Origin of the sequence: Acidihalobacter yilgarnensis, from assembly GCF_001753245.1 — a bacterium.
Taxonomy (GTDB): domain Bacteria; phylum Pseudomonadota; class Gammaproteobacteria; order DSM-5130; family Acidihalobacteraceae; genus Acidihalobacter; species Acidihalobacter yilgarnensis.
This window is the reverse complement of record NZ_CP017415.1, coordinates 2995539-3018588: the sequence shown is the minus strand read 5'-3', so window position 1 is coordinate 3018588 and position 23050 is coordinate 2995539. Positions and strand designations below refer to the sequence as shown.

Annotated in this window: 19 protein-coding genes and 1 pseudogene; 18 read left to right on the top strand and 2 right to left on the bottom strand. The window is 60.8% G+C overall.

What is annotated here, in order from left to right:
- The first annotated feature begins 12 nt into the window (after positions 1-12).
- From BI364_RS14565 to lpxC, 13 genes and pseudogenes are all read left to right on the top strand, one after another.
- Complete coding sequence (locus BI364_RS14565; RefSeq protein WP_070079364.1) at positions 13-1524, top strand: UDP-N-acetylmuramoyl-L-alanyl-D-glutamate--2,6-diaminopimelate ligase; 1512 nt, start codon at positions 13-15, stop codon at positions 1522-1524.
- Positions 1521-2888, top strand: a complete 1368-nt coding sequence (locus BI364_RS14560) for a UDP-N-acetylmuramoyl-tripeptide--D-alanyl-D-alanine ligase (protein ID WP_156782782.1) — start codon at positions 1521-1523, stop codon at positions 2886-2888. Before BI364_RS14565 ends, BI364_RS14560 begins: the two co-directional genes overlap by 4 nt.
- Positions 2878-3960, top strand: a complete 1083-nt coding sequence (gene mraY / locus BI364_RS14555) for a phospho-N-acetylmuramoyl-pentapeptide-transferase (protein ID WP_070079362.1) — start codon at positions 2878-2880, stop codon at positions 3958-3960. Before BI364_RS14560 ends, mraY begins: the two co-directional genes overlap by 11 nt.
- A 31-nt stretch (positions 3961-3991) precedes the next feature.
- Complete coding sequence (gene murD, locus BI364_RS14550) at positions 3992-5326, top strand: UDP-N-acetylmuramoyl-L-alanine--D-glutamate ligase (protein ID WP_070080105.1); 1335 nt, start codon at positions 3992-3994, stop codon at positions 5324-5326.
- Entirely contained in the window at positions 5319-6536 is a 1218-nt protein-coding gene (gene ftsW / locus BI364_RS14545) for a putative lipid II flippase FtsW (RefSeq protein WP_083251436.1), read from the top strand. Before murD ends, ftsW begins: the two co-directional genes overlap by 8 nt.
- Positions 6533-7648, top strand: coding sequence for an undecaprenyldiphospho-muramoylpentapeptide beta-N-acetylglucosaminyltransferase (murG, locus tag BI364_RS14540; protein ID WP_070079361.1), 1116 nt, complete (start codon positions 6533-6535; stop codon positions 7646-7648). The genes ftsW and murG overlap by 4 nt, the downstream gene beginning before the upstream one ends.
- Complete coding sequence (gene murC, locus BI364_RS14535) at positions 7645-9087, top strand: UDP-N-acetylmuramate--L-alanine ligase (protein WP_070079360.1); 1443 nt, start codon at positions 7645-7647, stop codon at positions 9085-9087. The genes murG and murC overlap by 4 nt, the downstream gene beginning before the upstream one ends.
- Positions 9087-10003, top strand: a pseudogene (murB, locus tag BI364_RS14530) (UDP-N-acetylmuramate dehydrogenase). The gene murC and the pseudogene murB overlap by 1 nt, the downstream one beginning before the upstream one ends.
- Complete coding sequence (locus tag BI364_RS14525) at positions 10000-10938, top strand: D-alanine--D-alanine ligase (protein WP_070079359.1); 939 nt, start codon at positions 10000-10002, stop codon at positions 10936-10938. The pseudogene murB and the gene BI364_RS14525 overlap by 4 nt, the downstream one beginning before the upstream one ends.
- A 24-nt stretch (positions 10939-10962) precedes the next feature.
- Positions 10963-11763 carry a cell division protein FtsQ/DivIB gene (locus BI364_RS14520; protein ID WP_197495735.1) on the top strand — a complete coding sequence of 267 codons (801 nt, stop codon included), beginning with the start codon at positions 10963-10965 and terminating at the stop codon, positions 11761-11763.
- A 6-nt stretch (positions 11764-11769) separates the two neighbouring features.
- Positions 11770-13008, top strand: a complete 1239-nt coding sequence (ftsA, locus tag BI364_RS14515; RefSeq protein ID WP_070079358.1) for a cell division protein FtsA — start codon at positions 11770-11772, stop codon at positions 13006-13008.
- A 42-nt stretch (positions 13009-13050) separates the two neighbouring features.
- Positions 13051-14202 (top strand): cell division protein FtsZ, encoded by a 1152-nt coding sequence (gene ftsZ, locus BI364_RS14510; protein WP_070079357.1) that lies wholly within the window; start codon positions 13051-13053, stop codon positions 14200-14202.
- A 201-nt stretch (positions 14203-14403) separates the two neighbouring features.
- Positions 14404-15318 (top strand): UDP-3-O-acyl-N-acetylglucosamine deacetylase, encoded by a 915-nt coding sequence (gene lpxC / locus BI364_RS14500; RefSeq protein WP_083251434.1) that lies wholly within the window; start codon positions 14404-14406, stop codon positions 15316-15318.
- Between the two features lie 30 nt (positions 15319-15348).
- On the opposite strand, the gene BI364_RS19260 is transcribed toward lpxC, so the two are convergent.
- On the bottom strand, positions 15349-15642 hold the full coding sequence (locus BI364_RS19260) for a DciA family protein (RefSeq protein ID WP_083251433.1): 294 nt from the start codon (positions 15640-15642) through the stop codon (positions 15349-15351).
- Between the two features lie 259 nt (positions 15643-15901).
- Here BI364_RS19260 and BI364_RS14495 point away from each other — a divergent pair, with 259 nt between their 5' ends.
- From BI364_RS14495 to BI364_RS14475, 5 genes are all read left to right on the top strand, one after another.
- Positions 15902-16744 carry a M23 family metallopeptidase gene (locus tag BI364_RS14495; protein ID WP_233279528.1) on the top strand — a complete coding sequence of 281 codons (843 nt, stop codon included), beginning with the start codon at positions 15902-15904 and terminating at the stop codon, positions 16742-16744.
- Between the two features lie 93 nt (positions 16745-16837).
- The gene (gene secA / locus BI364_RS14490) at positions 16838-19561 is read left to right on the top strand and encodes a preprotein translocase subunit SecA (RefSeq protein WP_070079354.1); all 2724 of its coding nucleotides are present in this window, start codon (positions 16838-16840) and stop codon (positions 19559-19561) included.
- A gap of 12 nt (positions 19562-19573) precedes the next feature.
- Positions 19574-20791 (top strand): bifunctional glutamate N-acetyltransferase/amino-acid acetyltransferase ArgJ, encoded by a 1218-nt coding sequence (gene argJ, locus BI364_RS14485; protein WP_070079353.1) that lies wholly within the window; start codon positions 19574-19576, stop codon positions 20789-20791.
- A 66-nt stretch (positions 20792-20857) separates the two neighbouring features.
- Positions 20858-21766: a Nudix family hydrolase gene (locus tag BI364_RS14480; RefSeq protein ID WP_322111765.1), complete on the top strand. Its 909-nt coding sequence runs from the start codon at positions 20858-20860 to the stop codon at positions 21764-21766.
- Positions 21766-22221: a hypothetical protein gene (locus BI364_RS14475; protein WP_070079352.1), complete on the top strand. Its 456-nt coding sequence runs from the start codon at positions 21766-21768 to the stop codon at positions 22219-22221. Before BI364_RS14480 ends, BI364_RS14475 begins: the two co-directional genes overlap by 1 nt.
- 9 nt (positions 22222-22230) lie before the next feature.
- Here the strand turns inward: BI364_RS14475 and zapD are convergent, their stop codons facing one another.
- Entirely contained in the window at positions 22231-23001 is a 771-nt protein-coding gene (gene zapD, locus BI364_RS14470; protein WP_070079351.1) for a cell division protein ZapD, read from the bottom strand.
- Positions 23002-23050: the final 49 nt, after the last annotated feature.

Here is a 23050-nt window from a genome sequence, read left to right as displayed (position 1 = left end):
GGGAGCGGTGGCATGATCGCAGCGCGCGAATGGGTCTTGGGTGAGCTGCTTGCCGGATGGTGCGAACAGGCATTGCCGCAGAGCGCCACTATATCCGGGCTGACCCAGGACAGCCGGCGTGTCAGGCCGGGCGATGTCTTTGTCGCGTTGCCGGGTCTGCGCGAGCATGGCCTGACACACGCGGCGGACGCGGTGGCTCGCGGTGCAGTGGCCGTATTGGCCGATGGCGCGGCACGTAACCGTGAATGCGATGTTCGCGGGCTTGGCGTAGCAGTCTGCTGGATTGATGGACTCGCTGGAGAGCTGGGCGCCATTGCCGCGCGGTTTTACGGACAACCAGCGCGCCGCATGACGGTGATCGGCGTCACTGGCACCGATGGTAAAAGTTCGGTCACGCATTTTCTGGCCCAAGCGTTGGACCAGGACCGCGCTCGCGCGGGCATCATCGGCACACTGGGCAATGGCCTGGTCGATGCGCTTGAACCCAGCGGGTACACCACGCCGGATGCCGTCGGCGTACAGGCGGCCTTGGCCGATATGGCCGATGCCGGTGTGCGCTGGGCGGTCATGGAGGCTTCATCCCACGGTCTAGTGCAGGGGCGTCTGAATGCGGTGGGATTCAACCAGGCGATCTTGACCCAGCTGACGCGAGACCACCTCGACTATCACGGCAGCCAGGAGGCTTATGCGGCCGCCAAGCGGCGTCTATTCGAGGTGCCGGGGCTGGAGTACGCGATTCTCAATCTGGACGATGCGTTCGGACGGGAGCTGGCCGCGGGCCAGATCTCGGCTGGGCGTCGTATCGGTTATTCACTGTCGCCTCAGAAGCCGAAGAGCGACGACGTGGTCTGGGCCCGTCGTTTGCAAATGCTCAGCGATGGTTTCGTATTGGATGTGGTCACGCCTTGGGGTGAGAGCCAGATCGAAAGCACCTTGCTCGGGCGATTTAATGCGGCCAACTTGATGGCCGTGCTGGCCAGTTTGCTGGCGTTGGGTGTTCCATTGCCCGATGCCGTCGACCGTATGCGCGTCGTCCGCCCGGTGCCCGGACGCATGGAGCGCTTTGGCCAACCAGGGACTCCGGTCGCGGTAGTGGATTATGCGCATACACCGGGCGCGCTGGAGGCAGTGCTCACCAGCCTGCGCCGGCATGGCGCGGAGCGCTTGTGCTGTGTGTTCGGTGCCGGTGGCGACCGTGATCGCGGCAAGCGTTCGTTGATGGGTGCCGTTGCCACGCAGCTGGCCGATCGTGTCATCGTGACCGACGATAACCCGCGCAGCGAAGATCCGGCAGCAATCGTCGAGGATATTCTCTCCGGGTTGCCGCACCGTCAAGGCGTGGTGGTGATCCACGACCGTGTCGCCGCGGTGCGTCATGCACTGGATTCCGCTCGCCCGGGCGAGGTCGTACTGATCGCAGGCAAGGGGCACGAATCGATGCAGATCACTGCAGCCGGCGCGCAGCCCTGCAGCGACCGCGATACGGTTGCGGCATGGTTTGCCGCCCTGGAGGTCGCCTCGTGAATCAGTGGCGCCTCAGTCAAATCGCAGCATGGTCGCAGGGGCGGCTAGATGGGGAAGATGCGAACGTTGTCGGCGTGGGTACGGACAGCCGTGCACTGCCGGCGGGTGCCCTATTTGTGGCGCTCCGCGGCGAGCGCTTCGACGGTCACGACTACATCGGCCCAGATTTGTCCGCGGCGGCAGTCATGGTTTCTCATCCGGTTCGGGACGATCGTCCTCAGGTGATCGTCGACGACACTCTGGCTGGCCTAGGGCGATTTGCGAGCACCTGGCGCGAGCATTTGCCTACCCGTGTGGTCGGCCTCACCGGCAGTAATGGCAAGACCACCGTCAAGGAGATGCTGGCCTCGATACTGACGCAGGCAGGGCCGACACAATCGACCCGGGGCAATTTCAATAATCACATCGGTGTGCCCTTGAGCTTGCTGACCGTCGAGCCGTCGCATCATTACGCAGTGATCGAAATGGGCGCCAACCATGCCGGCGAGATTGCCGCGCTGACAGCGATGGCGCGTCCGCATGTCGCCTTGGTCAACAACGCGGGACCTGCGCACCTGGAGGGTTTTGGTGATCTAGCAGGCGTGGCGCGCGCCAAGGGCGAAATTTACGGTGGACTAGCGCCCGACGGCGTGGCCGTGATCAACGCGGATGATGCCTTTGCGGAAGATTGGTTGGCACTTAATTGCACGCGTCGCGTGTTGCGCTTTGGGATTGAGCAGCCAGCAGAGGTGCGCGGTCACTACCACGGCGGACATCTGCAGGCCGTCACACCGCTCGGTGAATTCGAGTTGGATCTGCCGTTGCCTGGTTATCACAACGCGATGAACGCGCTCGCAGCCACTGCGGCGGCTCTGGGTGCTGGTGCCGATCTAGGTGCCGTACGGGCGGGTCTGGCCAATGTCAGACCGGTTGCCGGGCGGCTGCGGCAATTGCAGGGAAGCGAAGGCATCATGATTCTGGACGACACCTATAATGCGAACCCCGGTTCGCTCTCGGCGGGTCTTGACGTCTTGGGCGAACAGCCTGGGACACATTGGCTGGTGCTAGGCGACATGGCGGAGTTAGGTGAGACGGCCCTCGCCTTGCACCGTGCGGCCGGTGAACGGGCGCGAGCGGGGGGCGTCGAGCGCTTGTTTACCCTAGGGCGCCTGAGCCATGAGGCAGCAGAGGCCTTCGGTGCAGGCGCGATCCATTGCCCGAATCTTGATGCCTTGGCGAACGCGGTAGGGCGGTCGGCGGATACCGCCGCGCGCCCGCTGACCATTCTGATCAAGGGCTCGCGCTCGATGGGTTTGGAGCGCTTGTTGGCGCGTCTGTTGCCGGATGGCGATGCGGCGCACGTAGGGGGGCATCATGCTGTATAGCCTCTTCGAGTTTCTGGCCCATTACTACAGCGGTTTTCACGTTTTTTCATATCTGACGATGCGTGCCATCCTGGGCGTGCTCACGGCGCTGTTGATCGGGCTGGTGATCGGCCCGAGCATGATCCGCCGCCTGCTGGCGCTCAAGATCGGCCAGCAGGTGCGCAATGACGGCCCGCAATCGCATCTCTCCAAGGCCGGCACGCCGACCATGGGGGGCGCACTGATCCTCGTGGGCGTGGCTGTCGCGACGATCCTGTGGAGCAATCTGGACAATCACTTCGTGTGGGTTGCGCTCGGCGTTACCCTGATGTTCGGTCTGGTTGGTGGCGTCGACGATTATCGCAAGCTGCGCTATGGCAATTCCAAGGGTTTGCCGGCGCGCGCCAAGTTCCTGTGGCAGTCGGTCATCGGTTTCGCCGCTGCGTTCTATCTGTTCTTTGCGGCAACAGAACCGGCCCAGACCGCCCTGCTGATGCCCTTCGTGAAGAACTGGATGATTCCCATGGGATGGGTGTTCATTCCCTTTACCTGGTTGGTCATCGTCGGTTCGAGCAATGCGGTCAATCTGACCGATGGTTTGGACGGGCTGGCGATTATGCCCACGGTCATGGTGGCCGGCGCACTCGCCGTATTCGTTTATCTGAGCGGCAATTACAAATTCGCGTTGTATCTGGGTATCCCGTATGTCCACGGCGTGGGCGAACTGGTGGTGTTCTGCGGTGCTCTGGTCGGCGCCGGGCTCGCTTTTCTGTGGTTCAACACCTACCCCGCGCAGGTCTTCATGGGCGATGTCGGCGCGCTGGCACTCGGCGCGGCGCTGGGTGTGGTCGCAGTCATGGTGCGCCAAGAGCTGGTGCTGCTGATTATGGGCGGCGTGTTCGTGATTGAGACCCTGTCGGTGATCCTGCAGGTGGGTTCTTACAAGCTGACGCGACGGCGGATATTCCAGATGGCGCCGTTGCATCACCATTTCGAGCTCAAGGGGTGGCCGGAGCCACGCGTGATCGTCCGTTTCTGGATCATCACCGTGATTCTGGTTCTGATCGGTCTGGCGAGTTTGAAGATCCGTTGAGATGAGCATGATGGCGCACAGGTGCGATGACATGGCGGTACCGCTCGACAACCTGGTGGTCGGTCTGGGTGCGACTGGCTTGTCGGTTGCGCGCCATCTCGCTGCGCGCGGGGAGTCGTTCGCGGTGGCCGACAGTCGAGCCGATCCGCCTGGGCTGGAGCGTCTCAAGGCCGAGTGCGTGCCATTGGAAATTCACCTGGGTGCCTTCGATCGCTCGCTATTCCACCGCGCACGTCGCCTGATCGTCAGTCCTGGCGTGGCCGTTTCCAGCCCCGCCATCCTGGAGGCGCAGGCTGCCGGTGCGGAGGTGTTGGGCGATATCGAGTTGTTCGCTCGTTGCGCCCATGCACCGGTGATCGCGATTACCGGCTCCAACGGTAAGAGTACGGTGACTACCCTGGTTGGCGAAATGGCCCGCAGGGCCGGTTTGAACGTCGTCATGGGCGGCAATCTTGGTACGCCAGCGCTGGATCTGTTAGCCGAACCGGAACCCGATCTTTACGTGCTGGAGCTGTCGAGCTTCCAGCTTGAAACCACCCATAGTCTGCGCCCGCGCGCGGCGGTCGTGCTCAACGTGAGCCCGGATCATCTGGATCGTTATGAGTCGATTGCCGCCTATGCGCAAGCCAAAGCTCGGGTGTACGCGGGTGCCGGACACTGCGTGGTCAACCGCGACGACCCGCTGGCGGCTTCGCTGGTGGGTGAATGCGCTACCACGGGATTTGGTTTGGGAGAGCCGCTGCTACCCGGTGACTATGGCCTGAGCTGCGTGGATGGGATTCATTGGCTGATGCGCGGACAGCGCCCGCTGCTTGCGGCGAATACGCTGCGCATGGCGGGGCGGCACAATCTGGCCAACGCACTGGCCGCCTTGGCGCTGGGCGACGAGGCGGGTTTGCCGTTGACAGCAATGCTGGCGGCGTTGCGAGATTTCCCTGGATTGCCGCACCGATGCCAATGGGTTGGGCAATATGGCGGTGCCGACTGGTACAACGATTCCAAGGGTACGAACGTGGGCGCCACGCTGGCGGCCATTGAGGGCCTCGACGGGCCGCTGGTACTGATCGCGGGCGGACAAGCCAAGGGGCAGGATTTCACATCACTGCGCGCGGCGCTGAGCGAACGGGCTCGCGGCGTGGTGTTGATCGGAATCGATGCGGCACGGCTGCGTGAAGCCTTGTCGGACGCCGTCCCTCTGGTCGAAGCAGCGGATATGGAGGCAGCAGTCCGGGCGGCGGCGGACTTCGCGCAGGCCGGCGACCGCGTGCTGCTGTCGCCTGCCTGCGCGAGCCTGGATATGTACGCGAATTATGCGGCTCGGGGCGATAGCTTCGTGCGTGCATTCGAGGCGCTATCCCATGACTAGTGCAACGCCCAATCTCGAACGCGCGCGCAGCATTACAGGACGCTTCAATGCGCTGTTCGGTGGTGCGGTTGATTTGCCGCTGTTGATCGTGACATTCGCCATTCTGGGTTTGGGCCTAGTGATGGTTGCCTCGTCATCGGTCAGCGTCGCGGCTAGGGATACGGGCAATGCCTTCTACTTCTTTGATCGCCAGGCGCTGTATGCGGTCTTGGGCATCGGCGGTGCATTGGTTGCGTTCAGTACTCGACTGGCGATCTGGGAGCGCTCGGGCATGGCGCTGCTCATGTTTACCTACTTTTTATTGCTGGTGGTACTGGTGCCTGGGATCGGGCATCAGGTCAACGGCAGTATTCGCTGGATCGGCTTCGGCCCATTCAATGTGCAGGTATCGGAGCCTACCAAGCTGTTCATGGCCATTTATCTGGCGGGTTTCCTCGTGCGCCGGCAGGGTGAGGTCTGCAACACCTTGCGCGGTTTTGCCAAGCCGATGTTGGTGATGGTCATCGCGGCGGCCTTGCTGCTGATCGAGCCGGACTACGGTAGTGCAGTGACGCTGCTCGCAATGGGGCTCGGTATGTTGTTCCTGGGGGGCGCGCGATTGAGTCAATTCGCGCTGTTTCTGGTGCTGACATTGATCGCGGTGGCTGTGCTCGCGGTCAGCTCGCCTTATCGTGTGGAGCGCCTGACCGGGTTCCTCAATCCGTGGGCGCACCCCTACAGCTCTGGCTATCAGCTAACGCAGTCGCTGATCGCGATCGGTGGTGGTTCCTGGTGGGGCGTCGGCCTCGGCGAGAGCGTGCAAAAACTGTTCTACCTGCCGGAGGCGCACAACGATTTCCTGTTCGCAGTACTCGCGGAGGAACTGGGTCTCGCCGGTATTGCACTGGTGGTGGGGATGTTTTCTTTCCTCGTGTTCAGGGGATTTCGCATCGGTGCGCGTGCCGCCTCAGCTGGCAACCCCTTTGCGGCCAATCTGGCTTACGGCCTGACCATCTGGATCGGCATGCAGGCATTCATCAATATGGCCGTGAACATGGGCATATTGCCGACCAAGGGACTGACCTTGCCGTTGATGAGTTACGGCGGGAGCAGCATGTTGGTCAATTGCATGGCTTTGGGCTTTCTGCAACGCATCCACCGCGAGACGGTCGAGGGCGATACAGCGCCGGCTCGTCCGCGTTCACGGCAGCGACGGAGGCGGGCGACATGAGCGCTTCGCGCCCGATCCTGATCATGGCGGGTGGTACCGGGGGACACGTATTCCCCGGGCTGGCCGTCGCACAGGCACTCGCACAACGGGGACAATCTGTGATGTGGCTGGGCACCCGGCGTGGTCTGGAGGCCAAGTTGGTGCCGGCCGCCGGTATCGAAATGGTCTGGATCGGCGTGGGTGGATTGCGTGGCAAGGGCTGGCGTACTTGGCTACTGGCACCAATGCGACTGGTGCGCGCGTTATGGCAGGCGGGTGGCGTACTTAGGCGCCTGCGGCCGCGAGCCGTGATCGGTTTCGGCGGCTTTGTGTCGGGCCCCGGCGGGGTGATGGCGGTCTTGATGCAAATACCCCTGTTCGTACACGAACAAAATGCCGTGCCGGGCATGACCAACCGCTGGCTGGCGCGTTTCAGCCGCACGGCCTTCACCGGTTTCCCAGTGGCGCTGCCGGGTGCCGCCGGCAAGACGGCCTATGTCGGCAATCCAGTACGTGCCGAGATCGCCGCACTGCCGACGCCGGAAGTGCGCTACGACGCGCGAACGGGTCCCCTGAAGTTGCTAGTGCTCGGTGGCAGTCAGGGGGCGCGCGCGCTCAATCGGCGCGTGCCCGGCGCACTGGCGCAGCTCGATCCGGCACGGCGGCCACAAATTCGTCACCAGGCTGGGGAACGGCATTATGACGATGCGCGCCAGGCCTACGCGCAGGCAGGTGTCGATGCAGAGATCGTCCCGTTCGTCGCCGATATGGCCGAGGCCTACGCCTGGGCTGACCTTGTACTTTGTCGCGCCGGCGCCCTTACCGTTGCCGAGCTCGCGGCGGCAGGTGTGGCTTCGATTCTGGTCCCGTTCCCGTATGCGGTCGATGACCATCAGCGCGCGAACGGCGCCTATCTGGCCGATACGGGCGCCGCTGTGCTGATCCCGGAATCCGAATTGGACGATGCGAAGCTGCTCGGTGCGTTCGCGGGGATCGCCGATCGCACTCGCCTGCGCACCATGGCAGTGGCGGCGCGCGCGCTGGCGCGTCCGCGCGCCGCCGAAGATGTTGCTGAAACCTGTCTCGCTGCAATGGGCGCGGTGAACGGACCGACTGGGGAGGATCGGGCATGAGTCAGGTCCGAGAACACATGGCGATGCGGCGCATTCGCAGAATCCACTTCGTGGGTGTCGGCGGTGCAGGCATGGGTGGCATCGCCGAGGTGTTGGCCAATCTGGGTTACGAGGTCAGTGGCTCCGATCAGACCGACAACGCGATGACGCGTCACCTTGCCGACTTGGGCGTGCGCGTTGATCGCGGCCACAACGCGGAACACGTCTCCGGCGTGGATGTGGTGGTCGTGTCGACGGCAGTGAAGGGCGACAACGTCGAACTCGCCGCGGCTCGCGCTGCACGCATTCCCGTGGTGCGCCGCGCCGAGATGCTTGCCGAGTTGATGCGCTTCCGTTACGGCATCGCGGTGGCGGGAACGCATGGCAAGACCACGACGACGAGCCTGGTCGCCAGCCTACTGGCCGAGGGTGGGCTTGATCCGACCTTCATCATCGGTGGGCGGCTCAACAGCACCGCGACACATTCGCGTCTGGGCGACAGCCACTATCTCGTGGCCGAGGCGGATGAGAGCGACGCCTCGTTTCTACATTTGCTGCCGATGATTTCCGTGGTCACGAACATCGATGCGGATCATCTGGGTACCTACGGGGGTGATTACGCCGAGCTTGAGCGCGTCTTTGTCGAGTTCATTCATCATCTGCCGTTCTACGGTCTGGCCGTGGTCTGCGTAGATGATTCCGGCGTACAGGCGATCCTGCCGCAGCTGAGCCGGCCGCTGCGCACCTATGGTATCGCCTGCACAGCCGATGTGATGGCGCGTGATATCCACTATGACGGGCCAAGCAGTCGCTTCGAGGTCAGTCTGCCAGGTCGGGCTGCGCCTTTGCCGGTGAGGTTGAGTCTGCCGGGGCGTCACAATGTCCTCAATGCACTGGCCGCCATTGCGGTCGCCCACGATCTGGGTGTGAGCGATGAGGCGATCCAGCGGGCACTGTCCGGTTTCCAGGGTATCGGCCGACGCTTCCAGATGGGGGGCGAGATTGAAACCGTACACGGCTCGGTATTGCTGGTGGACGACTATGGGCATCACCCGACCGAGATCGCAGCGACTGTCGATGCCGCCCGCAAGGCTTGGCCGACGCGTCGCCTGGTGGTTGCCTTCCAGCCACATCGCTACAGCCGTACCCGCGATCTTTTCGAGGACTTCGTCTCCGTACTTTCCGAGGTCGATGCGCTGGTCCTGATGGAGGTGTATGCCGCCGGTGAAGAGCCGATCGCCAATGCCGATGGACGCAGTTTGGCGCGCGCGATTCGCGCACGCGGGCGGGTCGAGCCGGTCTTCGTGGAGGAGGTAGAGCGCTTGCCGGAGACGTTGGTTGATCTTGTGCGTGGCGGCGATGTGGTATTGACCCTGGGTGCCGGTTCCATTGGTGCCGTTGCGGCGCGGCTACCCGTGCGATTACTCGCGCCGGGATTCGCGGATGGGGAGGGCGCATGATGACGTCTGCGGTCCACGGCCACAACCTGCGCGGTGAGCTGGTGCTCGATGCACCACTTGCTGCCTTGACCAGCTGGCGAACAGGTGGCCACGCCGATCGCCTGTACCGTCCCGCCGATCTTGCTGATCTGCGCAATTTTCTGCGTGAACTGCCGGATGACGAACCGCTGCTTTGGCTGGGATTGGGTAGCAATCTGTTGATACGGGACGGGGGGGTTCGCGGCACGGTGATCGCAACCCACGCGCGCCTAACCGAATTGCGCCGTGACGGCGACACAGGGTTGGTTGTCGGCGCCGGCGTGCCTTGCGCCAAGATCGCGCGCCTAGCCGCCCGGGAAGGGCTGAAGGGCGCGAATTTCTTCGCCGGCATACCAGGCACGTTCGGGGGGCGCTGGCGATGAATGCCGGAGCTTTTGGCGGTGAGACCTGGCCGCTGGTGACGCGCGTGACGACCATTGATCGCGAGGGTGCGCTTACCGTGCATACGCCAACCGATTACGAAATTTCCTACCGGCACGTCCGCGCGCGGACAGCAGGTGAAAGCTGGTTTGTGTGTGCGGAGCTTGCACTCGTGGCGGGCGGCGAACCCTTGACACTGCAGGCGGAAATTCGAAGTTTTCTGGCGCGCCGGAGCGATACGCAGCCGACTGGGGTCGCCTCCTGCGGCTCCGTATTCCGTAACCCACCCGGTGATTTTGCCGGTCGGCTTATCGAAGCAGCCGGGCTCAAGCGTTTGCAGCAAGGCGGTGCCATGGTGGCCGAACGGCACGCCAATTTTATTTTGAACACGGGCGCCGCCACGGCAAGCGATATCGAAGATTTGATCCTGGCGGTGCAGGCTCGCGTTGAAGCGCATGCGGGCGTTCGCTTGATACCTGAGGTGCGCATAGTGGGTGAACGGGAGATCCGGGTATGAGTGTGAATCCCAGGCGATTCGGCCGCGTCGCGGTCCTGATGGGTGGCTGGTCGGCGGAACGCGAGGTATCGCTCAACAGTGGCGCGGCGGTCACCGCTGCATTGCGCGCGGCCGGGGTCGACGCGGTCCCGGTCGACCTGCGCCGCGAGACCGTATTCGAGCAATTGGCCGCGGGCAGCTTCGACCGCTGCTTCATCGTCATGCATGGCACCGGCGGAGAGGATGGCACGCTCCAGGCGGTACTGGATCTGCTCGATTTGCCATACACCGGCAGCGGTGTGTTGGGTTCGGCGCTGGGCATGGACAAGTGGCGCTGTAAATTACTGTGGCAGTCGCTGGGTTTGCCGGCGGTGCCGGGCGAGCTACTCAGCGTGGCCAGCGATTTCACGGCGATTTCACAGCGCCTGGGATTGCCGCTGTTCGTCAAGCCATCGCAAGAAGGTTCGAGTGTCGGGGTCAGCAAGGTCGATCGCGCCGAGGATCTGCCGGCAGCTTATGCCGCGGCGGCAGGTTGTCATGGTGTGGTATTGGCCGAACCGGCGATGGCGGGTGGCGATTACACCGTCGCGGTGCTCGGCGATCAGGCGCTACCAGCGATTCGTATCGTGCCGGCCACCGAATTCTACGACTACGCGGCCAAATACACTCGTCACGATACTCGCTATCTCTGCCCTTGCGGCCTGTCGGAAGAGGTCGAGCAGGCCATGCGCGCAATGGCCATAGATGCCTTCGCGAGCGTGGGTGGCCAGGGTTGGGGGCGAGTGGATTTTCTACTGGACGCAGCTGGCAAGGCACACCTGGCTGAGGTCAACACCGTGCCAGGGATGACCGATCACAGTCTGGTACCGATGGCTGCTCGGGCGATGGGTATGGACATGTCGCAGTTGGTGTTACGCATCCTAGAGGACACGCTGCCGATGGACGAGCCGGTATGAGACATGAACAAAGGACGCAAAAAAATGCCTGCAATGACCTCGCGACGACGACCGAGAGTCGCCGCCGCGCGGACACCCGGTCAAGGGTTGGGTATCGGGCGTTGGGTGAGGCTCTCCGCGACGATACTTGTGTGCGCGGCGCTGATCGTGGGTGCGGACAGGCTGCGTGGCTGGCTGCTCTCGCCGGATACCTTGCCGATTCGTATCGTGAAGGTGAAGGGCGCGGGCGAACACATCTCATCGCAACAAGTGCAACAGGTCGTGGCATCGAATCTCAGCGGTGGATTTTTTGGCATCGACCTCAATGCGGTGGCTCACGCACTGACTGCCATCCCATGGGTCTATCGCGCGAACGTGCAGCGACGGTGGCCGGGCACATTGCTCATTCGCTTACAGCCGCAGCGGCCGTTCGCGTATTGGGGTCGCAAGGCCTTGTTGAACACGCAGGGCGATATTTTCACGCCGCCCGTGTCGACCTTTCCCAAGGGGCTGCCGGCCCTGAGTGGCCCAGATGGCAAGGAGCATGAGCTGATGCAGCGTTACCAGGCCACTCAGGCACTCTTTGCTACCGAAGGTCTACACGTGGTCGCGTTGCGCGAGGATGCGCGCCGCGCATACCGCTTGTGGTTTGCCAATGGCATCGAACTCGTCATCGGGCGGGATTGGAATGTGCGACGTATGGCGCGGCTGGCCGCAGCCTACGCCCGTGTATTGGCACCGAAGGCCGATGACATCAACAGGATTGATTTGCGTTATCCCAACGGCTTTGCCGTGGCCTGGAAACATTCAAACACCGATGGGGCTACGGCCCCCGCCAAGGAGTAGCAAAGCATGTCCAAGCGAGCGGACCGGGGCATGATCGTAGGCCTGGATATTGGTACCTCGAAGGTTGTCGCCATTGTTGGCGAGATCAATGCCGAGGGCACGATTGACATCGTCGGGATAGGCTCGCATCCCTCGCGTGGTCTTAAAAAGGGCGTCGTGGTCAATATCGAATCCACGGTGCAATCAATGCAGCGGGCGGTGGAAGAGGCCGAGCTGATGGCGGGGGTGCAGATTCACTCCGTCTATGCCGGGATCGCGGGTAGTCATATCCGCAGCCTCAATTCCCACGGCATTGTTGCGATCAAGGATAAGGAAGTCACCCAGAGCGATGTTGATCGGGTCATCGATGCGGCAAGAGCCGTGGCGATCCCGGCCGACCAGCAGGTACTTCATATCCTGCCGCAGGAATTCATTATCGACGACCAGGAAGGTATCCACGAGCCGGTGGGCATGTCCGGTGTGCGCCTGGAGGCCAAGGTGCATCTGGTTACCGGCGCGGTCAGTGCGGCACAAAACATCATTAAGTGTGTCCGTCGCTGTGGGCTCGAGGTTGAGGACATCATCCTGGAACAGCTCGCATCGAGTTACGCGGTGCTGACCGAAGATGAGAAAGAATTGGGCGTTTGCCTAGTCGACATCGGCGGCGGCACGACCGATCTGGCCGTGTTTACAGACGGTGCAATCCGGCACACGTCGGTCATTCCCATTGCGGGGGATCAGGTGACCAACGACATCGCGGTCGCGTTGCGTACACCGACGCAGTATGCCGAGGAAATCAAGATCAAATACGCCTGTGCACTTCGCCAGTTGGCGAATCCGGAGGAGACCATCGAGGTACCCAGTGTCGGTGATCGTCCATCCCGGCGGCTATCACGTCAGACCTTGGCCGAGGTGGTCGAGCCGCGCTACGAGGAATTACTCAGCTTGGTGCAAGCGGAGCTCAGGCGCAGCGGATACGAAGATTTGATCGCCGCGGGCATCGTGCTCACCGGCGGTTCTTCAAAAATGGAAGGCGCGCTTGATCTTGCCGAGGAGGTTTTCCACATGCCTGTACGACTGGGTGTCCCGCAGCACGTGTTCGGGCTTGCGGATGTGGTGCGCAATCCGATTCACGCGACGGGTGTCGGCCTTGTGCTTTACGGCAGCCGCGGACGGGGCGCAGGACGTTTGGAGCGACATCGTATGCCGACCTCATCGGACGGCGTTTGGCACCGTATGAAAAGTTGGTTCCAGGGGAATTTTTGAATTTTTGAATTATTGAATCCATAACGGATTTGGGAGGTTGCTATGTTCGAACTCGTAGATTCATTTGCACAGGATGCGGTTATCAAGGTCATCGGCGTGGGCGGCGGCGGCGGCAATGCTGTGCAGCACATGGTCAATGCCAGCATCGAGGGTGTAGATTTCATTTGCGCCAACACGGATGCCCAGGCACTTAAGAATCACAGCGCGAAGACGGTGCTGCAACTGGGCACCAATATCACCAAGGGTTTGGGAGCCGGCGCCAATCCAGAGCTTGGTCGCCAGGCTGCGATGGAGGATCGTGATCGGATTCGCGAGGTCATCGAAGGCGCCGATATGCTGTTCATCACGGCTGGTATGGGTGGTGGCACAGGGACCGGTGCGGCCCCGGTGGTGGCGCAGATCGCTCGCGAAATGGGCATTCTGACCGTCGCAGTGATCACTAAGCCCTTTCCATTCGAGGGACGTAGACGAATGGCGTCGGCCACAGCGGGCATCGAAGAGCTCGGCAAGCACGTCGACTCGTTAATCACTATCCCGAATGAAAAGTTGTTGTCCGTACTCGGTAAGGGTGTGACTTTGCTGGATGCGTTCAAGGCAGCCAATAACGTACTTTATGGTGCGGTTCAGGGCATCGCAGAATTGATCACGCGGCCAGGTTTGATCAACGTTGACTTTGCCGACGTGCGTACCGTGATGTCTGAAATGGGTATGGCGATGATGGGCACCGGCACCGGTTCTGGCGAAGGTCGTGCGCGTAGTGCGGCGCAGGCGGCGATCTCAAGTCCGTTGCTGGAGGACGTGAATATCGCTGGTGCCAAGGGCATTCTGGTGAATATTACCGCTGGTCTGGATTTCGCCATGGATGAGTTCGAGTCTGTGGGTTCGGAAATCGAGGCTTTGGCCCAGAACGACGCGACGGTGGTGATCGGCACCGTGATCGACCCGGATATGCAAGACGAGGTGCGCGTTACCTTGGTGGCGACTGGCCTGGGTAGCCGCGTGACTGAAACCGAGGTTCCTCCGTCACCATTTCCCAAAGCCGAGCATGAGCGTCTTGGTCGAGGTAATTACAAGGAGTACGACCGTCCGACGGTCATCCGTAAGCCACACCGCCATGATGAGCCGCCTGCACGTCAGATGACGGGTACGGACTACTTGGACATCCCCGCGTTTCTGCGTAAACAGGCGGATTGAGCCAGTCGAGAGTTTGGGCGGATTACGCGCAAAAATAGTGCGTGAACTTGCAGTCTGCGCTAACATGGGTCGTTTATAAGGCCTCTGAGCGGGCGTTTTTGGCCTGCTGGCTGGCGCGGATATTGCTCTTGCTGATGTATGCGGATCGGTTTCGACGGATGCTCCGCGTCGTCATGGACGAAATCATAGGGGATACAGGCATTGATCAGGCAGCGCACGCTTAAGAACGCGATTCGCGCGACAGGGGTGGGTCTTCATACGGGAGAGAAGGTCTTGCTCACCCTGCATCCTGCGCCGGTCGATGCCGGCGTGGTCTTCCGCCGGGTAGATTTGGACCCTGTCGTTTCGATCAAAGCGACGCCGCAGAATGTCGGAGACACGCGGCTGTCGACCACATTGGTGCAAGGTGGTACTTCCATCTCAACGGTCGAGCATCTGCTTTCGGCCGTGGCAGGCCTCGGGATCGACAACCTGACCGTTGATGTGAGCGCACCAGAGGTACCGATCATGGACGGCAGCGCCGGCCCCTTCGTGTTCCTGATTCAGTCGGCAGGTATCGTTGAGCAGCATGCGCCTAAACGCTATATCAGGATTAAGCAGCGCGTCACGGTCGAGGATGGCGATAAATGGGCCAGATTCGAACCGTTTGACGGTTTCAAGGTTGGTTTCGGCATCGACTTCGATCACCCGATGTTCAAGAACGGAGTGCAGTTCACCGAACTGGATTTCTCCAGCACTTCCTTCGTGAAGGAGGTCAGTCGTGCCCGCACTTTCGGTTTTATGCGCGACATTGAGACTTTGCGCGCGCGTAATTTGGCGTTGGGCGGCAGCTTGGAAAATGCGGTGGTGTTGGATGACTACCGGGTGCTGAACGAGGATGGTCTGCGCTACGAGGATGAGTTCGTCAAGCACAAGGTGTTGGATGCCATTGGCGATCTCTATTTGCTCGGCCACAGCCTGATTGGGGCCTTTACCGGCTACAAATCCGGTCATGCTCTGAATAATCGATTGCTGCGAGCGTTGATAGCGCAGGAAGGGGCTTGGGAGGAGGTGACCTTCGACGACGAGCGACTTGCACCGATCTCGTATTCCCAGCCGGTGGTTGCGCTGGGTTAGAGGGTGGCTACTTTGGGTTGCCGGGGTTCTTTAGCTATTGGCCGGTAGCCCCTCTGGTACGACCCGGATGCTGATTCGGGTACAGGTAGGACCATTCATAACCCCGTTGAGCCGTTCCAGCAACAATTGTTGCTGGAAACGCAGCGGTGCGACCCAGCTGCCACTGTCTGTGAGCAATTGGGCTGTGTCTCCTTCGATCCCGGCAAACCAAACATGCGCTGATAATTCCGGTGTCAGAGCCGACTTTAGCATCGACGAAATTCGAGCCATACGCTTGGCGCGTTCTAGCAGGGCTGCAGGTAGGAATTGGCTGGCGTGTTGCATAATAGGTGTCGGATCGGTCTCATCGGGCTTAAGCGGCCGCTCGTCAGAAGCGGGTATTGGCACGCGCTGTCAATTCGTTAGTGTAATCAATATTCAGAATGAAGGCGTGTGCGCCGACACGACTGGCGGCTATCGCGGGCAGCGAGTCGATAACGCAGTTTATGGGATATTAGCTCATGGCCATGGATATCATCGTTTTGGGGGTAAGGGTGGCGGCAGTCGCCACCTCGCGCTGGGTCGGTGGCACCATTGGACGCTGTTGGCAACAGGGGTATTGTTGCTGGTTGCGAGCCTGTTGTACGGGGGGTATCTGGTTGGGCAGGAATACGGTGTCCGCAACCTCGTCAATCATTGGCAGCAGACCATTACGCAGTCGCAGCGCGAGGTGAGGGTGACGCGTCAAACTGCTGATGCGCGGATTGATGCCCTCACGCGACGTCTTGGTGAATTGCAGGCCGATGTGATGCGCCTGGACGCGCTAGGCGGCAAACTCGTGAAAATGGCCAATCTCGATCCTCGTGAATTCGATTTCGGTCATCCGCCCGGGCAGGGCGGCCCCGACCCGAAGGGAGAAGAGGGGCACTTCAGTGCACCGGATATACAGCAGCAACTCGATGCTCTGTCGCAACAACTCAATGAACGGCAGGCGCAACTTGAGGTGCTCGGGCAGGTGCTTGCGCGGCGGCATTTGCGCGCGGAGACCACCCCCAAGGGCTGGCCCATCGAAAAGGGCTGGATTTCTTCTTATTACGGCATGAGAACCGACCCCTTTACCGGTCGGCCGGAATTTCACCCGGGCATCGACTTTGCCGGACGTGAAGGCGAGGCGGTGCAGGCGGTGGCCAGCGGCATTGTGATCCACGCGGGTCCCGATGGTGGCTATGGCAATATGGTCGAAATCGCGAGTGGCGACGGCTATTCGACCATATATGGCCACAATGAGCGGGTGGACGTAAAAATAGGCCAAGTAATCCGGCAGGGTCAGGTCATCGCACAGCTGGGTTCCACCGGGCGCTCCACCGGGCCGCACGTACATCTTGAAGTGCGCTATCAGGGGCATCCGATCAATCCGCTGCGTTTTATTCGCAAGCGGCGAGGTTGATGGCGCCCCGCGCCCGCGACCCAGCCTGCTGGTTTCTGCTACCATTCCGCATTCATTGCCCCTCCCTAAAACACATAAGGCGGATGGCTGCGCATGCTCGGCAAGGTCTTAACAAAGGTATTCGGTAGTCGCAACGAACGTCAGGTCAAGCGGTATGGGCGCCTAGTTGCCCGAATCAATGCACTAGAGCCTTCGTTCGAATCGTTGGACGATGCTTCGCTCAAAGGCAAGACCGATGAATTCAAGCAGCGGCTCGCGCAAGGCGAGGCGTTAGACGATCTGATGCCGGAGGCATTCGCCACCGTGCGTGAGGCGAGCCGCCGCGTATTGGGGATGCGTCACTATGACGTGCAGCTGATCGGTGGCATGGTGTTGCACGAGGGCAAAATCGCCGAAATGAAGACCGGCGAAGGTAAGACACTCGTCGCGACTTTGCCCACCTACCTTAATGGCCTGACCGGCCGCGGTGTGCATGTCATTACCGTGAATGATTATCTCGCCAGCCGTGACGCTGCCTGGATGAGTCGTTTGTATGGCTTTCTAGGGCTGAGCACTGGAGTAATCGTGGGCGGGCTGGACGCAGAACAACGTCGAGAGGCCTACAGCGCAGACGTGACCTACGGGACGAATAACGAATTCGGTTTCGACTACCTGCGTGACAATATGGCCTTCAGTGTCGAGGAGCGTGTCCAGCGGCCGCTCTACTACGCGGTGGTCGATGAAGTGGACTCGATCCTGATCGATGAGGCGCGCACACCCCTCATCATTTCCGGTCCGACCAACGAGAATTCAGAGCTTTACCTTAAGATCAACGCGTTGATACCCAAGCTCAGTCCACAGGCGGACGAGGAGGCTGAGGGTGATTATCTGGTTGATGAAAAGCTCAAGCAGGTATTGCTGTCTGAGGCGGGCCATCTGCATGTCGAGGCGCTGCTGGATGAGGCAGAACTGCTAGAGCAGGGCACCAGTCTATACGACGTGGCCAACATCGGTCTGATGCACCACCTCAACGCGGCCCTGCGTGCGAATGCGCTTTATCAGCGCAATGTGGACTATATCGTCAAGGACGGCGAGGTCATCATCGTCGATGAATTCACCGGGCGTACGATGCCGGGGCGGCGTTGGTCGGAGGGGCTGCATCAGGCGGTCGAGGCGAAGGAAGGGGTGCCCATACAGAACGAGAACCAGACGCTCGCTTCAATCACCTTCCAGAATTACTTCAGGCTTTACGAACGACTGTCCGGCATGACGGGTACGGCGGATACCGAGGCGTACGAATTTCAGCAGATCTATGGGCTTGAGGTGGTGGTTATCCCAACCAACCGGCCGCTGGCGCGTAAGGATTTTCACGACCTGATCTATCTCACCGCCGAGGAAAAATTTGAGGCGATCATCGAGGATATCCGGGAATGTGTGGAGTCTCAGCGTCCCGTGCTGGTCGGTACGGCTTCGATCGAAACCTCCGAGTACCTTGCCGCCAAGCTCAAGAAGCTCGATATTCGTCACGAAGTGCTCAATGCCAAGCAGCATCAACGTGAGGCCCAGATCGTCGCCGAAGCCGGCTTGCCTGGTGCGGTGACCATCGCGACCAATATGGCTGGCCGCGGTACGGACATCGTGTTGGGCGGTAGTCTGGAGGCGGAATACGCCAAGCATGGCGATGACCTGGACGAGGCTACGCGTGCCCAGTTGCGCGAAGCTTGGCAAGCGCGTCACGACGCGGTGGTTACCGCCGGCGGTTTGCACATCGTGGGTACTGAGCGTCACGAGTCACGCCGCATCGATAATCAGCTACGTGGTCGCGCCGGCCGTCAGGGCGATCCGGGTTCGACACGCTTCTATCTGTCGCTCGAAGACAACCTGATGCGCATCTTCGCCTCGGATCGTGTGAAGGGTCTGATGCAGCGATTGGGTATGCAGCAGGGCGAGGCGATCGAGAATGCCTGGGTTACGCGCGCGATCGAAAATGCTCAGCGCAAAGTTGAAGGCCACAATTTCGACATCCGCAAGAATTTGCTTGAATACGACGACGTCGCCAACGACCAACGCAAGGTCATCTACGAACAACGCTGGGAGCTGTTGACGGCCGAGAACGTACACGAGACCGTCGAATCCATACGCGAGGACGTAATCACCTCCGCTATCGATGCATGCGTTCCACGCGACAGTCTTGATGAACAGTGGGATATCGCCGAGCTGACCGATGCACTGACGCGAGATTTTGGGTTGGTGCTGCCTTTACAGCAATGGCTGGACGAGGACGACCACCTGGACGAGCAGGGCCTGCGTCATCGCATCCGCGAGGCGGCTGACGAACTGATGGCCAAAAAGGCTGCGGACTTCGGCGAGGAGCTGATGTACCGCATCGAGAAGGACATCATGTTGCAGGTGCTGGATAGCCAATGGAAGGAACATCTGGCGGCCATGGACTACCTGCGCCAGGGAATCGGCCTGCGTGGCTACGCACAGAAGGACCCCAAGCAGGAATACAAGCGCGAGGCCTTCACGATGTTCGAATCCATGCTTGAGGCCATGAAGCACGAGGTCGTGTCGGTATTGATGCGTATCCAGATGGCTTCGCCGGAAGAGCTTGATCGAGCCGAGGCGATGCAACGAAGCGCCACACCGATGCAGTTTTCGCACCCCGAGGCACAAAGTGCGCTCATGGCGAATGGCGATGAAGAGGCTGGGCCGCAACTACCCGAAGCGGGTGGGGCCGAGCCCTATCGGCGGGATCATCCCAAGGTTGGCCGTAACGATCCCTGCTGGTGCGGCTCGGGCAAGAAATTCAAACATTGTCACGGCCAGCTGAACTAAGAGACGAGATCCATGGCGGTCGGTTTGCAGATGCCTGGGCCATTACTGCCCATCAAAGGGATACAATTGGGCGTAGCCGCCGCAGGCATTCGTTACCGTGGACGTAACGACCTACTGGTGATTGCGGCAGATGTGGGTACGCAGGGTGCCGCGGTCTTTACGCGCAACGCCTTTTGCGCCGCTCCGGTGCAGTTGGCGCGTGACCACCTCGCAGAAATGGCACCACGCTTCCTGCTGGTCAATGCGGGTAATGCCAACGCAGGTACCGGTGAGCCCGGACTTGCCGCAGCACATGAAACTTGCCGGTTGCTCGCTGAACGAGGCGGGTGTGAGGTCGAGGCTGTGCTGCCGTTCTCGACCGGGGTGATCGGTGAGCCTTTGCCGGTAGCGCGCTTTCCTGCGGGTATCGCATCTGCCCTGCAAGGTCTTCATGAGGATGGTTGGCTAGAGGCAGCGCAGACCATCATGACCACGGATACCCTGCCCAAAGGGGCATCCAGGCAATTCGTGATCGATGGTCGTACGGTCACCTTGACCGGGATCGTCAAGGGCTCCGGCATGATCCACCCGGACATGGCGACCTTGCTGGTATTTATCGGCACGGATGCCAGTGTGCCGGGACCCGTGTTGAGACAGGCGCTGAACGCTGCCATGGCCGGTTCTTTCAATAGCATCACCGTCGATGGCGACACCTCCACCAACGACGCCTGTACGCTGTTGGCGACAGGGGCATCCGGTGTCGAGATCGACGATGCGGCCATGCCGGCTTATCGCCGATTTGCCGATGCACTGGCCGATCTGTGTCGTGAGCTGGCGCAGGCAGTGATTCGCGATGGGGAGGGCGCGACCAAGTTCGTTACCATCGAAGTTAGTGGCGCATACAGCGTTGAGGAGGCTCGACAGGTCGCGTTCACGGTGGCGAATTCGCCACTGGTCAAGACCGCTCTGTTCGCAAGTGACCCCAACTGGGGGCGCATCCTTGCAGCGGTCGGACGCTCGGGTATCCGTGATCTGGATACGCACCATGTCGATCTCGATATCAATGGTGTGCGCATCGTGACCGGAGGTGGTCGGGACCCGGCATACACTGAAGCACAGGGGCAGGCGGCACTGGCACAGGAGGCACTCCTGATTCGTATTGCGCTGTCGCGTGGTGAGGCTTCCACTCAGATCTGGACGACCGACCTGAGTTATGACTATGTGCGCATCAACGCCGATTACCGCAGTTGACGAGCAGGCTTGCCCCGATGACCGGTCGCTGGCGGTAGCGGTTGGCGTGATTGGCCGTGAGGACGGGTGTGTGCTGCTCTCACAGCGCCGCCCAGATGTACATCAGGGGGGCGCTGGGAATTTCCTGGCGGCAAACTGGAGCGGGGAGAGACCCCGGAACAGGCCTTAAGCCGCGAACTGAGCGAAGAGCTGGGTATAGACCCGATCAGTTACCATCCATTGATCACTATCCCATTTCGTTATCCAGAGCGCTCGGTGCGCCTGCATGTCTATCACGTTGATAGGTTTGTGGGCACACCGTCAGGTCGCGAGGGTCAGCCATTGAGGTGGTTCACGCCCGAGGCGCTTGGCTCGCTCAGCCTGCCTGACGCCAATCGGGGCATCGTGACGGCATTGCGTCTGCCGGATCGCTACCTCATTACGCCCGAACCAGAAGCAGACCACGCGGTCTTTCTCGACCGGCTTGAACAAGCCGTTAAGGGCGGTATCCGCCTCGTTCAGTTACGCGCGAAGACCTTGAGCAATGACCCGCTGCGGCGCTTGGCGGAAGCTGCCGTGATGATCTGCCAACGTTATGGTGCACGCCTGATGCTTAATGGCACGTTTGCCTTGGCTCGGGATATCGGTGCCGATGGCGTGCATTTGTCTTCGGCGGCACTTGCGAGTCTGCGCCTGGGTGATCGACCCACCGATCTCTGGTTGGGTGCATCCTGTCATGATGCTACCGAGCTGGCGCAGGCCGCTGCCTTACAGATTGAATTCGCGGTCTGTTCGCCTGTGCGCGCAACCCTGAGCCACCCGACTGCACCCGTGATCGGGTGGGTGGGGTTTGCCGAGCTATGCGCCCAGGCGGCATTCCCAGTCTATGCCTTGGGCGGTCTGCATTCATCGGACGTGGATCAGGCACGCAAATGGGGCGGACAGGGAATTGCCGCAATTCGAGGGTTATGGGATTGCGGTTCTGGGAGGGCGTAATGGACGGCGGAAGAAACAGCGTGCTTGTGACGGGTTTGCTGCTGTATGTGTTGCTGGCGGCGGGATGTGTACAGGCTGCGGAGGCTGCAACCTTGGTGCTGACGCCGCCGACGGGTTGCAACCCGTCGGCGGTAACCGGATGTACGGTCATGGGCGCGGGTTATCGGGCGACACTCAAGTTTGGTTCGTCCCCACGAACGCTCACGCCCTTGGTGCTTTCGCTGAAGTCGGATCCGGCGCCTATACATGCCGAGGTGCAATTCATCATGAAGGGCATGAATATGGGCGACAACCGATTTGCTTTTCGTAGCGAGGGGTACGGCGCGGCCAAAGTTTGGGTAGCCCGCGCAATGATTCCGGCCTGCGCCTCGGGTCGGGCCGACTGGATAGCGGTTGTGATTCTGGCGTATCCAAAGCGACAGGTAGAAATGCGGGTGCCGTTTACGACACCCTGAGGGGACACGCTAGAGTGCGCAGGTTGCCAGTTCGAAACTGATGTCTTCGTCGGTTTGGGTGGCGCGTGTGGCAATGTCGGGTTGGCGCAGGAAACGGATGCTGAAGCGGTGTTTGCCAGCGCTGATTTCGGGGTAGACAGGCGATGCTGCGTCGACCCGAACGCGCAGGATTTGTGTGGGCGTTTCAAGATTCAGCGTCTGCTGGAAAAACCCCTGGGTAGCGTGTTGACTGGTGGGAACCGCACTGTCTCGGACCAGCCCGAGGACGAGTCCCGTAGCTTCCATGACTTGATCAAAGGGTTCCGTCCAGGTCTTAAGCACAGCGCGCCGGAGTTCCGGTTTGCGTGATAGCCAGTAGTGATATGCCGGAAGGTCAAAGTCGCAGGTACCGCCGGGGATGCTCATGCGCTGCTTGATGCTGGCAAGCAGTTCGTTGCGTACCAGATGCTGAGCAAGTTGCCCGGACATCTCGTGGAGCTTACGACTGAGGTGGCGTAAGCGCTCGACGATTTCCTGCAGACGCTGTTGATCTACTCCGTTGTCAGCACTGAGCCGGCCGATATTGGCGGCCTGCCGATCGAGTTCTAGCATGAGGTCGTTTTTGACATCGACTCGATTGACTAGGCTGACGATTTCCAACAGCGAATTGAGTGCGCAGTGTGCGCGCCAGGTTTCTTCTCCCTCCATGGCGGAACGTAGGCGTTCCATAAGTACTTCGAGGCGCAAAAAGGTACGCATGCGTTCGTTGAGGGGCTGTTCGTAGGTAACAAAGTCGTTCACGCGGCCTTCCGGGTCAATGTTGTTCCGCCTATTTGCCTATTCTGCATAT

What these genes read in the sequence shown, in the direction of transcription:
- BI364_RS14565 (WP_070079364.1), top strand. Translation starts at nt 13, where the DNA reads ATGATCGCAGCGCGCGAATGGGTCTTGGGTGAGCTGCTTGCCGGATGG.
- mraY (WP_070079362.1), top strand. Translation starts at nt 2,878, where the DNA reads ATGCTGTATAGCCTCTTCGAGTTTCTGGCCCATTACTACAGCGGTTTT.
- murD (WP_070080105.1), top strand. Translation starts at nt 3,992, where the DNA reads ATGGCGGTACCGCTCGACAACCTGGTGGTCGGTCTGGGTGCGACTGGC.
- ftsW (WP_083251436.1), top strand. Translation starts at nt 5,319, where the DNA reads ATGACTAGTGCAACGCCCAATCTCGAACGCGCGCGCAGCATTACAGGA.
- murG (WP_070079361.1), top strand. Translation starts at nt 6,533, where the DNA reads ATGAGCGCTTCGCGCCCGATCCTGATCATGGCGGGTGGTACCGGGGGA.
- murC (WP_070079360.1), top strand. Translation starts at nt 7,645, where the DNA reads ATGAGTCAGGTCCGAGAACACATGGCGATGCGGCGCATTCGCAGAATC.
- BI364_RS14525 (WP_070079359.1), top strand. Translation starts at nt 10,000, where the DNA reads ATGAGTGTGAATCCCAGGCGATTCGGCCGCGTCGCGGTCCTGATGGGT.
- BI364_RS14520 (WP_197495735.1), top strand. Translation starts at nt 10,963, where the DNA reads ATGCCTGCAATGACCTCGCGACGACGACCGAGAGTCGCCGCCGCGCGG.
- ftsA (WP_070079358.1), top strand. Translation starts at nt 11,770, where the DNA reads ATGTCCAAGCGAGCGGACCGGGGCATGATCGTAGGCCTGGATATTGGT.
- ftsZ (WP_070079357.1), top strand. Translation starts at nt 13,051, where the DNA reads ATGTTCGAACTCGTAGATTCATTTGCACAGGATGCGGTTATCAAGGTC.
- BI364_RS19260 (WP_083251433.1), bottom strand. Translation starts at nt 15,642, where the DNA reads ATGCAACACGCCAGCCAATTCCTACCTGCAGCCCTGCTAGAACGCGCC.
- secA (WP_070079354.1), top strand. Translation starts at nt 16,838, where the DNA reads ATGCTCGGCAAGGTCTTAACAAAGGTATTCGGTAGTCGCAACGAACGT.
- argJ (WP_070079353.1), top strand. Translation starts at nt 19,574, where the DNA reads ATGGCGGTCGGTTTGCAGATGCCTGGGCCATTACTGCCCATCAAAGGG.
- BI364_RS14475 (WP_070079352.1), top strand. Translation starts at nt 21,766, where the DNA reads ATGGACGGCGGAAGAAACAGCGTGCTTGTGACGGGTTTGCTGCTGTAT.